The organism is Arthrobacter sp. 01T425, from assembly GCF_056398725.1.
This window is the reverse complement of sequence record NZ_JBFTPY010000003.1, coordinates 280177-294987: the sequence shown is the minus strand read 5'-3', so window position 1 is coordinate 294987 and position 14811 is coordinate 280177. Positions and strand designations below refer to the sequence as shown.

The 14811-nt window shown below is 66.6% G+C and carries 13 protein-coding genes; 7 read left to right on the top strand and 6 right to left on the bottom strand.

Translation table 11 applies throughout. From position 1 onward, the window contains the following. Both AC1DNG_RS06615 and AC1DNG_RS06610 read right to left on the bottom strand, forming a co-directional pair. Positions 1–428, bottom strand: a 428-nt coding sequence (locus AC1DNG_RS06615) for a helix-turn-helix domain-containing protein (protein WP_476886956.1), incomplete at its 3' end; no start/stop codon positions are given. A 239-nt stretch (positions 429–667) separates the two neighbouring features. After that, positions 668–1096, bottom strand: a complete 429-nt coding sequence (locus AC1DNG_RS06610; protein ID WP_476886955.1) for an OsmC family protein — start codon at positions 1094–1096, stop codon at positions 668–670. Positions 1097–1230: 134 nt separating this feature from the next. On the opposite strand from AC1DNG_RS06610, the gene AC1DNG_RS06605 reads away from it, so the two are divergent. After that, positions 1231–1614 carry a VOC family protein gene (locus AC1DNG_RS06605; RefSeq protein ID WP_476886954.1) on the top strand — a complete coding sequence of 128 codons (384 nt, stop codon included), beginning with the start codon at positions 1231–1233 and terminating at the stop codon, positions 1612–1614. Between the two features lie 89 nt (positions 1615–1703). Here AC1DNG_RS06605 and AC1DNG_RS06600 read toward each other — a convergent pair whose 3' ends face one another. From AC1DNG_RS06600 to AC1DNG_RS06585, 4 genes are all read right to left on the bottom strand, one after another. After that, on the bottom strand, positions 1704–2054 hold the full coding sequence (locus tag AC1DNG_RS06600) for a hypothetical protein (protein ID WP_018772389.1): 351 nt from the start codon (positions 2052–2054) through the stop codon (positions 1704–1706). A 152-nt stretch (positions 2055–2206) separates the two neighbouring features. Further along, entirely contained in the window at positions 2207–3979 is a 1773-nt protein-coding gene (gene sucB / locus AC1DNG_RS06595; RefSeq protein WP_476886953.1) for a 2-oxoglutarate dehydrogenase, E2 component, dihydrolipoamide succinyltransferase, read from the bottom strand. A gap of 126 nt (positions 3980–4105) precedes the next feature. After that, positions 4106–5491 (bottom strand): dihydrolipoyl dehydrogenase, encoded by a 1386-nt coding sequence (lpdA, locus tag AC1DNG_RS06590; RefSeq protein WP_018772391.1) that lies wholly within the window; start codon positions 5489–5491, stop codon positions 4106–4108. Positions 5492–5758: 267 nt separating this feature from the next. Then, positions 5759–7285, bottom strand: coding sequence for a leucyl aminopeptidase (locus AC1DNG_RS06585; protein ID WP_476859825.1), 1527 nt, complete (start codon positions 7283–7285; stop codon positions 5759–5761). A 375-nt stretch (positions 7286–7660) separates the two neighbouring features. Here AC1DNG_RS06585 and AC1DNG_RS06580 point away from each other — a divergent pair, with 375 nt between their 5' ends. The 6 genes from AC1DNG_RS06580 to AC1DNG_RS06555 all read left to right on the top strand — a co-directional run bounded on the left by AC1DNG_RS06580 (position 7661) and on the right by AC1DNG_RS06555 (position 14720). Further along, positions 7661–8599, top strand: coding sequence for a proteasome assembly chaperone family protein (locus tag AC1DNG_RS06580; RefSeq protein WP_476850450.1), 939 nt, complete (start codon positions 7661–7663; stop codon positions 8597–8599). A gap of 34 nt (positions 8600–8633) precedes the next feature. Continuing rightward, complete coding sequence (locus AC1DNG_RS06575) at positions 8634–9965, top strand: MFS transporter (protein ID WP_476886952.1); 1332 nt, start codon at positions 8634–8636, stop codon at positions 9963–9965. A 114-nt stretch (positions 9966–10079) separates the two neighbouring features. After that, complete coding sequence (locus tag AC1DNG_RS06570; RefSeq protein WP_476886951.1) at positions 10080–11339, top strand: sensor histidine kinase; 1260 nt, start codon at positions 10080–10082, stop codon at positions 11337–11339. Next, the gene (locus AC1DNG_RS06565; protein WP_476859821.1) at positions 11336–11992 is read left to right on the top strand and encodes a response regulator; all 657 of its coding nucleotides are present in this window, start codon (positions 11336–11338) and stop codon (positions 11990–11992) included. The genes AC1DNG_RS06570 and AC1DNG_RS06565 overlap by 4 nt, the downstream gene beginning before the upstream one ends. A 90-nt stretch (positions 11993–12082) precedes the next feature. After that, entirely contained in the window at positions 12083–12961 is an 879-nt protein-coding gene (locus AC1DNG_RS06560; protein WP_476857964.1) for a hypothetical protein, read from the top strand. Positions 12962–13136: 175 nt separating this feature from the next. Continuing rightward, positions 13137–14720: a DUF4192 family protein gene (locus AC1DNG_RS06555; RefSeq protein ID WP_476886950.1), complete on the top strand. Its 1584-nt coding sequence runs from the start codon at positions 13137–13139 to the stop codon at positions 14718–14720. Positions 14721–14811: the final 91 nt, after the last annotated feature.

Below are 14811 nucleotides of genomic sequence, written 5' to 3'. Positions count from 1 at the left end.
TTCACATCGACGTGGATCATCGCTCCAGGAGTCTCATGCTCGTAGCGGCGGATGACCTCCCCGGTGCGCTTGTCCACGTGATGCAGCCGGTTCAGCCGGCACCGGACCAGAACCGCGTGCACGGTCGAGGCCGGCATGGCCAGCTTCGCGCCGATCGCGACCGGGCCCAGACGCTGCTTCCAGCGCAGATGCACGACCTTGCGCACCAGCTGCTGCGGCGTCCGGTTCGCCACCCGGTGCGGGCGGGAGGATCTGTCAGCCATACCCGCCTGACCCATCGCGGCGTAGCGGGCCGCCCACCGTTTGGCCGTGGGCCAGGAGCAATTGAACCGCTCGGCAGCCCGGGACACCGGCCAGCCGTGGTCTACGACCAGACGCGCGACGCGCAAACGTTGGCGTGGAGTCAAAGCGGCATTAGCGTGGGACACGAGGACCTCCTGGTCGCTGCAGCGGTTGTCTAAGCAACTCCACTGTGCAACCGGAGGTCCTCACCTTTAGGTCAACGACTCCAGCGAGTCATCACATTCACCGAACCAACGTCCCTGGGCAGTACACCTAGGCGCTCCCGGGCGCGGCCCGCACAGACGGTCCGCGCAGGACAGATGGCAAGGCCCCCGCCACCCTGGACATCCAGGGCGGCGGGGGCCTTCGTCTTACTGCGGCCGGGCTAGGAGGCCAGGGTGGCGTCCAGGGTGATCTCGATGCCGGTCAGGGCAGCGGAGACGGGGCAGCCGGTCTTGGCTTCCTCGGCCAGCCGCTGGAAATCGTCGGCGGAAATGCCGGGGACGCGCGCGGCCAGGGTGAGGTGGCTGCCGGTGATCCCGGTACCCGGCTGGAAGGTCAGGTCGGCCTTGGTGTTGATCTCCTCGGCCGTGTGGCCGGCCTGGGCCAGGGCGTTGCTGAACGCCATCGAGAAGCACGCGGAGTGCGCTGCCGCAATGAGCTCCTCGGGGCTGGTCTTGCCCTCGGCGGCCTCGGCGCGCGCCTTCCAGGTGACGTCGAAGTTGCCCAGCCCGGAGCTGTCCAGGGTGGTGTTGCCGGCGCCTGTCATCAGGTCGCCATTCCATACAGTGTGTGCGGTGCGTGTTGTAGCCATGTCCACTCCTCGACGTCGTTGTGAATCAGGGGTCCGGCTGGTGCCGGAGCCTGCCGTGATCAATCCTAGGGATTCTGTGCGGCCGCCGCACGGGGGTTCCGCTGTCAGAGGATTGTGACCCGTACAGTGTCGTCATGGAACTTACCGAAGATGCGCAGATGCCAGGGGCGCCCGTGGCGCGTATCGCCACGATTATGGTCAACGCCGTCGACGCCGGGCGCCTGGCCCAGTTCTGGGCCGACTTGTTGGGCACGGCGGTCTCCTCGCGCTTCGAGCAGTTCGTCTGGCTGGAACCCGCCGGCACCGGAGCCCCGCAGCTGGCCTTCCAGCAGGTCCAGGACCCCACGGAGGGCAGGCGGCGCCTGCACCTGGACATCCATGGGCCCGACCCTGCGGCGTTGCGCGCCCGCGCCGAGTCCCTCGGTGCCCGGTTCGTGGAGGGCAATGACATCGGCGACTTCCACTGGGATGTCATGCAGGATCCCGAGGGCAACGAATTCTGCATCGCCGGCGACTGACAAGCCGGTTTAACGGCGGCAGTTAAACGACGGCGGCGCCGCACCCCGGCGGGGGGAGCGGCGCCGTCATGGCCGGTGCAGTCAGCCGGTTACTGCCACAGGGTCGCGATCGCGACGTTGAGCAGTGCCAGGCCGCCAACGCTGTTCGCGAGGCCCTTGCTGATCGGCTCGCCCTTCTTGTACTTGCGGCGGCCAATGAAGGCCAGGACGCCGACGATCAGGGCGATGACAAGCTTGACGCCGAGCTTGGCGTAGTTGGCGTTCATGTCCAGGGCCGGGATCAGCCCCATCATGATGATGCCCGTGATCAGCTGCAGCATTGCGCCGTCGAACTGGCGCGGGTGGACGGTGGGCTTCTTCATCTGGCCGATCCAGATGCCGACAATCATGGCGGCGCCGATGATGTGCAGGAAGACCATGACGTTATAGACGATGTTCATGGCATCAGTGTAGCCAGAGTCTTCTACGCACCGTAGTAGGACCCGCCGCGGCCCCGGGGCGGAACAGCAAAAACGGCGACGGCGGCACGGGCGCCCGGTGGTTTCCCACCGGAGCCCGCACCGCCGTCGCCGTCGGTGTGCGCTTTTAGACCCTAGAGTCCGAGGTCGGCCTCGAAGGCGCCTTCCTCAAGGCGTGCCTTCAGCGTCTGCAGGAAGCGTCCCGCGTCGGCGCCGTCGACCAGGCGGTGATCGTACGTCAGGGAGAGGTACATCATCGAACGGATGGCCAGCGAGTCATCGCCGTTCTCGTCGGCGACCACTACGGCCCGCTTGACGATCGCGCCGGTGCCGAGGATGGCAACCTGCGGCTGGTTGATGATCGGGGTGTCGAACAGGGCACCCACCGAACCGATGTTGGTGATGCTGAAGGTGCCGCCGGAGAGCTCGTCCGGGCCGATCTTGCCGTTGCGGGTGCGGTCGGCGACGTCGGCGATCTTGCCGGCCAGGCCTGCCAGGTTCAGGTTGCCGGCATCCGAGATGACCGGAACCAGCAAGCCCTTGTCGGTGTCCACCGCAATCGCCAGGTGCTCAGCGTTGTGGTAGGTGATCTCCTGCTTGTCCTCGTCGTAGGAGGCGTTGACCTTCGGGTGCTGCTTCAGGGCCTCGGCAACAGCCTTGGCGATGAAGGGCAGGAAGGTCAGCTTGGAGCCGTTCTGGGCCTGGAAGGAGTTCTTGGCCTTGGCGCGCAGCTTGGCAACCTTGGTCATGTCGACCTCATGGACCTGGGTCAGCTGGGTGGAGATGTCCAGCGACTCGCGCATGCGGCGGGCAATGACCTGGCGGATGCGCGGGGCCTTCTGCACGGTGCCGCGCAGCGAGGACGCTGCGCCTGCGGATGCCGCGGCTGCCGGCGCAGATGCGGCGGGGGCTGCCGCGGGTGCGGAGGCGGCCGGTGCAGCCTTTGCCTCGGCAGCTGCCAGCACGTCCTGCTTGCGGATGCGGCCGCCGACGCCGGTGCCGGTCAGGGCAGCGATGTCGACACCCTGCTGGTTGGCCAGCTTGCGGACCAGGGGAGTGACGTAGCCGGACTCTGCCGGTGCGGCAGCTGCTGCCGCAGGCGCGGGAGCTGACGGAGCAGCGGGAGCTGACGGAGCAGCCGCTGCGGGAGCTTCCTGCTTGGGAGCCTCCGGTGCTGCTGCCGGTGCGGGGGCGGCCGGCGCTTCCTGCTTGGGAGCTTCCGGTGCTGCTTCCTGTTTGGGGGCCGCGGCGGGCGCCGGTGCGGCCGGTGCCGCGGCGCCGGAACCGATGACGGCCAGGACGGAGCCGACCTCGGCCGTCTCGTCCTCGTTGACGCGGATTTCCAGAAGGGTTCCGGCAACCGGGGACGGGATTTCGGTGTCGACCTTGTCGGTGGAAACCTCGAGCAGCGGCTCGTCGACCTCTACGGTGTCGCCGATGCTCTTCAGCCAGCGGGTCACAGTGCCTTCGGTGACGCTTTCACCCAGGGCAGGCAGCGTGACGTCGTGTCCTTCACCCGCTGGAGCAGAATCCGGAGCAGAATCCGGAGCGGCGGCAGGGGCCTCGGCGGCCGGAGCCTCCGCGGGAGCCTCTTCTGCGGCCGGCGCAGCTGCGGCGGGAGCCGGTGCCTCTTCGGCGGCTGCGGCCGGAGCCTCTGCGGGGGCGGCCTCGCCGGAGCCGATGCGGACCAGCGGGGCGCCAACTTCAGCGGTCTCGTCCTCGGCGACGAGGATTTCCTCGATCACGCCGGCGATCGGAGAGGGGATCTCGGTGTCGACTTTGTCGGTGGAGACTTCGAGCAGCGGCTCGTCCACCTCTACCCGGTCACCGACCTGCTTGAGCCAGCGGGTGACGGTTCCTTCGGTGACGCTCTCACCGAGGGCGGGCAAGTTAACGGATTCAGACATGTCGTCCCCGTTCTCCTTATTGATCTTTAGTGCGGATGATTGCTGCCTTGGTCGAGCTTAGTGCACCCGGCTTTTCGGGCCGGGTGCACCAGGCTCTGAGTTCATGCGATGGTGCGGGCGGAGCTGCTAGCCGTGGAGGGGCTTGCCCGCCAGCGCCAGATGCGCCTCGCCCAGGGATTCGTTCTGGGTGGGGTGGGCGTGGACCAGCTGGGCCACGTCCTCCGGGTAGGCTTCCCAGTTCACGATCAGCTGTGCTTCACCGATCTGCTCGCCCATGCGGGCGCCGATCATGTGGACGCCGACCACGGGGCCGTCCTTCTGGCGGACCAGCTTGACCAGGCCGGACGTGCCCAGGATGGAGCTCTTGCCGTTGCCGGCCAGGTTGTATTCCTGGGTCTGGATCTGGTCCTCGCCGAACTTCTCCTTGGCGGCCTTCTCGCTGTAGCCGACAGTGGCGATCTCGGGTTCGGAGTAGGTGACCTTGGGGATGTTGACGTCCTCGACGATGACCGGCTTCAGGCCGGCGATCTCTTCGGCGACGAAGATGCCCTGCTGGTAGCCGCGGTGCGCGAGCTGCACGCCGGGGACGATGTCGCCGACGGCGAAGATGTTGCCGACGCCGGTGTGCAGGCGCTCGTTGGTGATGACGAAGCCGCGGTCGATCGTGATCCCGGCCTCTTCGTAGCCGAGGTTTGCCGTGACGGGGCCACGGCCCACAGCTACGAGCAGGAGGTCGGCCTCGAAGGTCTTGCCGTCCACGAGGGTGACCTTGACGCCGTCGTCGTTCTGCTCGACGCCCTGGAAGAAGACACCGGTGGAGAACTTGATGCCGCGCTTCTTGAAGGCACGCTCGAAGGCCTTGACGATCGTGGCGTCCTCGTTCGGAACCAGCGACGGGAGGCCTTCGACGATCGTGACGTCGACGCCGAAGGACTTCCAGACCGAGGCGAACTCGACGCCGATTACGCCGCCGCCCAGGATGATCGCGCTCTTGGGGATGTAATCCATGGTGAGGGCTTCGTCGGAGGTGATGACCTTGCCGCCGATTTCCAGGCCCGGCAGGGTGCGGGAGTAAGAGCCGGTCGCGAGGACAATGTTCTTGCCCTTGTACGCGGTGCCGTTCACAACGACGGTGTCGGTGCCCTGAAGCTTGCCTTCACCCTCAATGACGGTGATGCCCTTCTTGCCCTTGATCAGACCCTGCAGGCCCTTGAACTTGCCGGCAATGATGCCGTCCTTGTAAGCGTTGACAGCCGTGATGTCGATGCTGTCAAGGGTCACGTTGACGCCGTACTTGGCCGAGTCGCGGGCGTGGTCCGCCAGCTCTGCCGAGTGCAGCAGGGCCTTGGTGGGGATACAGCCGTTGTGCAGGCAGGTGCCGCCGAGCTTGCCCTTTTCGATGAGGCCGACGGTGAGGCCAAGCTGGACAGCACGCAGTGCGGTGGCGTAGCCGCCGCTGCCGCCGCCGAGTACCAGGATGTCGAATTCTTGCGCAGTTGCCTGATCGGCCACTAAAACGCTCCCTCGCGTGAACGATGACACGAGAGTACGCATCATCTGGTCTTGGAACCTGTCTGCTGTGATTGTGCCAGCCGGCCGGTTCCCTTTCATTTGTGACTACTACATTGGGGTCTGCTTCTGGGAAACAAGGTTTACCTTAGCGAACCACTAATACATGCTCCACCTTGCCATGGCGTTTGTGGAGCGCTTGTGTCCAGTGTCACGCGCCTTTGTGGCCGGGAAGGCATCGCCGCCCCGGCCACAAAGCCGCGATGCGCGCTAGACGGTCTTGGTGAGGATGTCCTCGACGTAGGCCACCAAGGTGCGGACGGTGCAGCCCGTGCCCTGTTTGTGGTTGTAGCCGTAGGGGCTGCCGTTGTTAAACGACGGGCCGGCGATGTCGATGTGCGCCCACGGGATCTGTTCCCCGTCCTTGCCCTTGCCGACGAACTCGCGCAGGAAGACGGCCGCCGTCATCATGCCGCCGTGGCGTTCGCCAATGTTGGCGATGTCGGCGACCTGGGAGTCGAGGCTGGCCCGGAGTTCTTCCGGCAGCGGCATGGGCCAGACGAGCTCGCCGGCCCGGTCCGCGGCGGTCTTGATGGCGCCGGTAAGGGAGTCGGAACCCATCACGCCGGCCGTGCGGTCGCCCAGAGCAATGAGCTGGGCGCCGGTGAGGGTTGCGACGTCGATGATGGCATCCGGGAATTCCTGGCTGGCGGCGACGATGCCATCGGCCATGACCAGGCGACCCTCGGCGTCGGTGTTGAGGACCTCGACGGTCTTGCCGCCGAACATCGTCAGAACGTCCGCCGGGCGCTGTGCAGCGCCGGAGGGCATGTTCTCGGCGATGCAGAGCCACGCGGTCGCCTTGACGGGCAGCCCGAGGCCCGCGAGGGCCAGGACGGTGTTGAGGACGACGGCGGCACCCGCCATGTCGGACTTCATGTCGCCCATGCCCAGGGCCGGCTTGATGGAGATGCCGCCCGTGTCAAAGGTGATGCCCTTGCCCACGAGGGCGATCTTGGCCGTGGCCTTCGCCGGGGCGTATTCGACCTTTACGAGGCGAGGCTGCCGTGTGGAGCCCTTGCCGACGCCGAGGATGCCGCCGAATCCCTCCTTCTCAAGACGCTTCTCGTCCCAGACGGTCACCTTCACCGGCAGGCCCTTGGACAGTTCCTTGGCGGCGTCGGCAAAGGACTCGGGGTAGAGGTGGCTCGGCGGCTGGTTGACCAGCGTGCGGGTCGCGTTCACGGCCGTGCCGATCAGGGATGCCCGGTTCAGGACCGGCGCCAGCGCCTTGTCCGTGGCGAAGTCGGTGCGGATGATGACGTTCTTCACCGGGTCCTTGAGCCCGTCCTTGGAGGACCGGAACTCTGTATAGGAGTAGGCGCCCATCGCGGCGCCCTCGGCGACCGCCGCGACCTCGGCCAGGGTGGTGGTGGGCAGGGCCAGGGTGACGGTGGCGACGCCGGCCAGCTGGCGGACGGCCGAGCCGGCGGCGCGGCGCAGTGCCTCCTCGGAGAGCGGCTGCGTGGCGGAAAGCTTGCCGACGCCGGCGAGCAGCAGGATGGTCGCTCCCGCCTCGGGCAGGCCGGGCAGCCGGTGAGCCTGGTCCGCCGCGCCGGTGATGCCAAGAACGCTCAGTGATTCCGCCAGGGCCTCCGCGGCCTTGGCCGTCAGCGGATTGTCGAGCAGAACGGGGCCGTCAGGACCCTGTCCGACGCCGATGACGAGGGCATCGCTGGGGGACTTCTTCAAATCCCCTGCGACTGCACTAAGTTTGACTTCACTATTCTTGACCACGAGGACAGTCCTCAATTCTCTGTGATGGTTCTCGGTGATATTCGGCAGGAACTGCATGTTTGGCGTCCTGCCACGGATCCCGGGGCGCCGTCGGTCTGGGACGCAACCCGGTGTCTGCAAAACAAGCCCTAGGGCCATCACCGATCGTAGTCTCTCGACCGTGCGGAAATTCAATCGAATGAGAGCTGGAGCACACCCCGGGCAGGAATTAGCCCGGGCGCCGGGGCGTTGTATTGGTAGAGACGCTGCGGAGCGGTGAGTGCTCCATGGGACTGGCCGGCAGGATCTGCCTGACTGGCCGTTCTGCCAGGCACCGCCCGAATGGCGGATTGCGCACCGCTTCTCCCACCGCCGCCATCGTGAAAGGAACACGCCGTGATTGAACGGATTTCCGGCTCTTTGCTGGATCCCCAGTCGCTCTATATCCGTGATGACGCGCTGTTCTCCAGCACCGAACTGCGCGGACTCAACCTCGTCATGGGGTTCACCGGCTTCGCCGACGCGGGCCACGTGGTCCGGCAGATCACCGCTGAACTGCTGGACACGCTCGATACCGAGATGATCGCCGAGTTCGACGCCGACCAGCTGATCGACTACAGGTCCCGGCGCCCGCAGGTCAGCTTCGTCGAGGACCACCTGCAGGACTACCAGGCACCGAGCCTGGCCCTCTACCGGCTGGTCGACGGACTGGGCAGCCCGTTCCTGCTCCTCGCGGGGTTCGAGCCGGACCTGCAATGGGAGCGCTTCGCTCGCGCCGTCGTCGGCCTCGTCGAAGAGCTCGACGTCAACCTCGTCACCTGGATCCATTCGATCCCGATGCCCGTGCCCCATACCCGGCCGGTCGGTGTGACCGTGCACGGCAACCGGCCGGAGCTGATCGAGGGAATCTCGGTCTGGAAGCCCACGGTGGAGGTGCCGGCCGCGGTGGGCCACATCCTGGAGCTGCGGCTGACGGAGGCCGGCCGGAACATCGCCGGCTATGTGATCCATGTGCCGCACTACCTGGCCGAAGCCGAGTACCCCACGGCCGCCGTGGCCGGGCTCGAGTACCTGGGCGCGGCAACGTCGCTCATGCTGCCGACCGATCGTTTGCGCGAGGCGGGACGCGAGGTGGGCCGGCAGATAGCCGAGCAGATCGAGGCATCCGAGGAGGTCCAGCAGGTGGTCTCACGGCTGGAGACCCGGTACGACGAAAAGGCCGAGGGGACGGTCCGGAGGTCGCTGCTGGCTGATGAGAACGACCAGCTCCCCAATGCCGACGCCCTTGGTGCCGCCGTCGAGGCGTACCTGGCCCGTAAAGAACCCGGCGAATAAATACTATTTATCATGAACCGGGCATAATGGGGGAGTGACCTCTCCCCGCGCCTGGCTGATCTGGATCGTCGGGATCTTCGCCTATCTCGTGGCGGTCAGCCAACGGACCTCGTTCGGGGTGGTCGGCCTGGAGGCAACGGAACGCTTCCACGCCAGCGCCGCGGAGATCTCCTTCTTCACCGTGCTGCAGCTGCTGGTTTATGCGGCGCTGCAGATTCCCGTGGGCATTCTGGTGGACCGGTTCGGCTCCCGCGCGATGCTGGCGGGCGGTGGTGTCCTGATGGGACTCGGCCAGCTTCAGCTGGCGTTTGCCGACAACATACCCGGCGGAGTCCTGGGACGCGTCCTGGTGGGCGCCGGTGACGCCATGACGTTTATTTCCGTCATCCGGCTCATCCCGCTCTGGTTCGCCCCGGGGCGCGTCCCGCTCCTGACGCAGCTGACCGGCATGTCCGGCCAGCTCGGCCAGCTCTTCAGCGTGGTGCCGTTCGCCATGATCCTGCACTCCGCGGGGTGGACCCCGGCCTTCCTGACGCTCGCCGCGATGTCCGGCCTCGCCGTCGTGCTGGTCCTGATCCTGCTCCAGGACCTTCCGCCCGGGCACCCCCCACCGGCACAGTCCCAAGGGCTGCGCGCCACCGGCATCTCGCTGGCGCACGCCTGGCGGCAACCCGGGACCCGGCTCGGGCTGTGGAGCCACTTCACCGTCCAGTTCAGCGGCACGGTTTTTGCCATGACGTGGGGCTACCCCTTCCTGATTTCCGCCGAGGGACTGGACCGCGGCACGGTCTCGGCCCTCATGGCGCTGTACGTCGCCGGCGCCATCGCCGCCGGACCGCTGATGGGCAGATTCGTTGCCCGGCATCCGCTGCGGCGCTCCACTATGGTGCTGCTCATTTCCGGATGCACCGCTGCCGCCTGGGCGGCAGTTCTGCTGGTGCCGGGACGCGCGCCGCTCTGGCTCCTGGCTGCGCTGGTGGTGACCCTCGCCGTCGGCGGCCCCGGTTCCATGATCGGCTTCGATTTCGCCCGGACCTTCAACCCGGCCCACCGGCTCGGCACCGCCACCGGGATCGTCAACGTGGGTGGCTTCATCGCCGCGCTCGTGTCCATTTACCTGATCGGGCTGGTGCTCGACGTCCTGCATGCCACCGGGTTCTCGCAGGGGGAGCTCTACGGCCTGGATCCGTTCCGCGTGGCCCTGAGCGTGCAGTTCCTGCTGCTGGCCGGGGGAGCAGGAGCCATCGTGGTGACCCGGCGGAAGGTCCGGCGCCAAATGGCGGCCCAGGGAGTCATGGTTCCACCCCTGCTCAAGTCCCTGGCCGAGCAGCGCAGGCTGGTCGCGGAGCGCCGCCGCACGCCCTGAATATGTGGTGGGCCGGGCTGATCCGTCATCCGTATGGCTGAAGTTGTTCATTATCGGGGTTGAACTAACTCAGAACGAGCGTTGGAGATGTGGACGCCAGCTTAGGGTGAAGGCATGTTCAAACCGATCCAGTCTCTGAGGCTCCTCGCGGCACCGGCCACGTCCGTGCTGCTTCTGGGGACTCTCTTTATCCTGGAGGAGCGACATTTCGACCAGAACAGCGCCCTTCTGTTGGCGCTCCTGACCGGCGTCGCTGTGGCCGAGGTCCTGCCGGCCGCTGCCGTGGGGCTGGTTTTCGCCGCCTTGGCCCTGCAGAGCCTGAAGGTTTTCCCGTTGGTCTTTCTCTCGGGCGTGCTGAGCTACGCTGTCGTTCCGGTGGTCATCTTCGTCGCCGTCATCGGCTGGAAAGCCCGGAACCGGTGGGTCCTCCCCGTTGCTGCTGTCGTATTTGCCGGCATCATCACCGTCAACTGGTTCACCGACCAGACCTGGATCAACATCATCTTCGCCAGCCCGATCTACGGCAGGGGATTACTGCGAACCCTCACCTACGCCTTTCTGATCTTTGGAGCCTTCGCCGCCCTGAACCTCGCCGCCTGGGCCGTCGGTGTGGCAGTAAACAACGCCTCGAGGAGCCGAAGGGCGCAGCTCGCGGCGGAAACACGGCTGCGGGAGACCGCGACCGAACTCGCCATCGAACAAGAACGCAACAGAATCGCCGGGGAGCTCCACGACGTCCTGGCACATTCACTGACAGTCATCGTGGCCCAGGCCGACGGAATACGCTTCATCCACCGCACAGAACCGGAAACCGTGGAAGAAGCATCCAAGGTCATCGCCGAATCGGCGAGGACCGCCCTTGTCGAAACGCGCCGGCTCATCGAAGGCTTCTCCACGGAGCTCAGCAACCAACCGACTCACAAAATTGAAGACCTGGTGATTCTTGCCGACCGTCTGAGCTCCAGCGGCATGGCGGTCACGATCGAAACGACGGGCCAGCCATGGGACATGACCGCCGCCCAGCAGCTAACGGTCTACCGCCTGGCGCAGGAAAGCCTCACAAACGCCTTCAAGCACGGAGACCGGAGCCAGGGTACGCACCTGCACCTGGTGTGGACGGCAGGATCCCTTGAGCTCCGCATCAACTCCTCGCTGATCACCAGCCCGGCCGCGACGACAAAGGCCACCCCATCGGGCCGCGGGATAGCAGGAATGAAAGCCCGCGCCGCAGCCGCCGGCGGATGGGTGGAAACAGTCCGCGGCGAAGAGACCTTCGAAGTACTGGCCTTCCTCCCGTCGGCCGGACCTAGGCAGCAGGCAGCGGCCGCCTCCAACGGGCCCCGCCTGCACTCATTGGAGGGAGCACAACCATGACGACCACACCGATCCGGATTGCCCTGGCCGATGACCAGCCGCTGTTCAGCGCCGGGCTCAAAATGATTCTGCGCAGCCAGGCGGACATGGACCTTGTCGGCGAAGCCGTCAACGGAGAGGCCGCCGTCGAACTCGTGCAGGAGACCTCCCCTGATGTGCTCCTCATGGACATCCGCATGCCTGTCATGGACGGCATCACGGCCACAAGGACGATCCTGGAAAAGTCCACTGGAACTGCCACCAAAATCATCGTGCTGACCACGATCCAGCATGACGAAGCCGTCGTCCGAGCCATCCAGGCCGGCGCCGCCGGTTTCCTGACCAAAGACACCACACCGGACTTCCTGCTGGCCGCCATCCGAACGGTTCACTCGGGGCACTCAGTCATCGCTCCGGCCATCACCAACGAACTGCTACGCGACTACACCACGCCCTCTTCCGGGAACGACGCCGCGCTGGCAGACCTGTCCGGAAGGGAGCGCGACGTGTTTCTCCTTACCGCCAAAGGGCTGGGAAACGCCGAAATCGCGGCCTCACTGGTACTCAGCGAAGCCACTGTGAAATCCCACGTCGGCAGCATCCTGGCGAAACTGAAGCTGAAGAACCGCATCCAGCTCGTCGCCTTCGCTTACGAAAACAACGTCCTCAACTAGCCCTCACAGCAGCACCGCCCCACCCTCCGACGCCGTCCCAATACGGGAAGGACAGCCACCGCTTTGCCCAAAACAACCGAAGGAGCCACCATGAAAAAGAAGATCTTCGGCGCTGCCGTGCTGATCGTAGGCACCGGCGCCGCCCTGGCCGCGGCCGCCATCCCGGCCGCGTCGGTCACCGCGTCCCCGGAGCCCGTCCCAGGGATCATCCGCCAGGCAGAGGCCTACGCCTCAACAGATCCGATAGCCGAAAAGGGCATGCAGGAGGCTGTCCGCCGCTGCATGGCCAAGGCCGGCTTCGACTACACACCGCCCGCCTCCGAGACGACTATGGACCTCAACGGAGCCATCGGATTCAAACGGCTCACGGTCGACGCCGCCAAAGCCAGCGGCTACGCCAGCACCCGACCGCAGGGACCTCACGAGCCGGCTCCCGGGTCCGCAGACGGCAAACTCTTCGCCAATCCAGCCTTCACCAAGGCACTCACCGGGCCCGGGGACACCGCGTCAATGACCACGGTGGACGGTATGGGAACGTCCTCCGGCGGATGCCGCGGCGAAGCCATGACACAGATCTACGGCAGCGCGGAAAACTACATGCTCGCCACCGGCATCGCCTCCAACTGGTTTTTCCCGGCCGCCCTGTCCGCCTCCGGCGACTCGGGCATTACCAAAGCAGTCGCTGACTGGGCGGCCTGCATGAAGGAAACCCCTTACGCCTCGTTTTCTAACCCGGGGCAGGCCGCCGATGCCGGTAAAACTGCGGGCGGCCAGGAAGAGTTCAGAATCGCCGTGACCGACGCCGTCTGCCGGGACAAGACCGGGTTCCACGCTGCCCTGGACAAAGTCCTGGACAAATACCTGACAACCCGAATGCAGGAACTCGCCCCGCAGATCGCGAAGGTCAAAGAGATTCGCCGCGCCGCGGACGCGAACGCGGCAACGGTGGAGGCCACTGCATCGAAATAGTGCGGTTTAGTGCGGTTTGGCGAAAGGCCGGCGTCCTGTCAGCATTCGGGGGGCGGGGGGAGGACACCGCCCGTTGGCGCTGGTTCCGCCATAGTGGTTCCGACTTCGTCGCGGTTATCCACATAGCGCAACCCGGTACTGTCGCCGGGGACGCAGCCGCCGCGAAGCTGGACTTATGACAGCTCCCGATCACCTGAGAATTACCGGCCCCGAAGACATTCTGGGCTTCATCCCGCACTCCCTCGGTTACTGGCCGGAAGACAGCCTCGTGGCCATGACCTTGCAGGGCAAACGCCTCGGAGCCACCTTGCGGGTCGACCTCCCCGTGCCCGGAGGCGGCTCAGGCCGGAGGGACATGCTGGCCGGTTTTGCCCGGAATGTCGTGGCCTATCTGCAGGCGGACGACGCGGCTGACGGTTCGCTGCTGGCCTTCTTCACTGACGCTGAGGCCGGCGCCGACACGCAGACGGACAGCGCCGGCGACGGCCATGCGTGGGCGGACCTGCTCAAAGAACTCGAGCTTGCCCTTGAGGCAGCCGGATTGCCCGTGAGGGACGCCTGGATTATCGGTACTGAGTTCTGGCGCAACGCAGACTGCAGCGATCCGGAATGCTGTGGGATGCCCGGCCGTCCGGTCGAACAGATCAGGAACAGCAGGCTCAACGCCGAGATGGTCTACCGCGGCAGCAGCGTCGGCACGGTCCCCGGCGCCCAGGGGACCACCCCGGCGCCGCTGCCGGTGGACCCCGCGGTGAGCCTTGCCGAGTGCGGCTGGGCGGAGCAATTCTCTCCTCGACGGCGGGACCGGGCCCAATTCGACCAGGTCCTCGACGTCTGGATGATGGCCATGCAGGCCGCCATTGGCCAGGAGCACCTTCCTGTCCCCACCGCGGGTGACGTGGCTAGGGGTGCCGTCCCCGACCCCGGAACCACCGGCTCCGGGACCGACGCCGGAACCACCGACGCCGGGACCGACGCCGGAACCACCGGCTCCGGGACCGACGCCGGAACCACCGGCTCCGGGACCGACGCCGGAACCACCGGCTCCGGGACCGACGCCGGAACCACCGGCTCCGGGACGCCCGATCCCTGGACCATTGGCCGGCCGCTTCAGCTCTCACCGAAACTCGCCGGCTACCTGCGGGCCAGCCTGTGCATTCCGTCATGGCGGGATGCGGTCCTGGTGATGGCGGCCGCCGGACGGTCTGCGGCCGAACGCGGCGCCGAGGACTTCGGTATCTTCGACCCGGACCCCGGGTCCGCCGCTTTCCCCGATAACACGCCCGCCTCACGGCTCCGACCCACGCCCAGCCCCCTGCCGGGTCCAATGTCCGGCCGCACTTCCCGGTCCAAGTCCGCTCCGCGGATACCCCTGCCGGTGGCACCCGGCAGCGGCGGGTCCGCCGGCGGCGCCGTGCCTGCAGCCGGGGCTGTTCCCGGTTACGGGGAAGTCCTGCTCGGACTGGCGCCGTCGGTTCCGGACTGGACCCTGATGGTCGGGCTCGAGCGGGTCCTGGAACGGCTCGGCCGTCTTGGTGACGGGGAGGCAACGGCAGCCGCCGTGACGGCGCTGGGCTGGATCGAATGGTGCCGTGGCCGCGGCTCCTACGCCGACGCGCTCTACCGGCAGGCCCTGCAGGGCCACCCGGGGTACAGGCTCGCGGAACTGCTGGCGGAGCTTGGCCGGCGCGGCACCCTTTGCGGCTGGGCTGCCAGGCGGGAGGCGGCCTGGCAGAAGTTTGCCCCGGACGCGGCATGAGGTCCTGACGCGGCGGGCGAAGCCGCCGCGATATCGCCGACCCGGCGTCGCGAAAGGCACCCGGCCTGAAAACCGTGAGACAATGGTTGCC

Excerpts from the sequence above, each read along its gene's own strand:
- AC1DNG_RS06610 (WP_476886955.1), bottom strand. The coding sequence starts at position 1,096 with ATGGCTACAACACGCACCGCACACACTGTATGGAATGGCGACCTGATG.
- AC1DNG_RS06605 (WP_476886954.1), top strand. The coding sequence starts at position 1,231 with ATGGAACTTACCGAAGATGCGCAGATGCCAGGGGCGCCCGTGGCGCGT.
- AC1DNG_RS06600 (WP_018772389.1), bottom strand. The coding sequence starts at position 2,054 with ATGAACATCGTCTATAACGTCATGGTCTTCCTGCACATCATCGGCGCC.
- sucB (WP_476886953.1), bottom strand. The coding sequence starts at position 3,979 with ATGTCTGAATCCGTTAACTTGCCCGCCCTCGGTGAGAGCGTCACCGAA.
- AC1DNG_RS06570 (WP_476886951.1), top strand. The coding sequence starts at position 10,080 with ATGTTCAAACCGATCCAGTCTCTGAGGCTCCTCGCGGCACCGGCCACG.
- AC1DNG_RS06565 (WP_476859821.1), top strand. The coding sequence starts at position 11,336 with ATGACGACCACACCGATCCGGATTGCCCTGGCCGATGACCAGCCGCTG.
- AC1DNG_RS06560 (WP_476857964.1), top strand. The coding sequence starts at position 12,083 with ATGAAAAAGAAGATCTTCGGCGCTGCCGTGCTGATCGTAGGCACCGGC.
- AC1DNG_RS06555 (WP_476886950.1), top strand. The coding sequence starts at position 13,137 with ATGACAGCTCCCGATCACCTGAGAATTACCGGCCCCGAAGACATTCTG.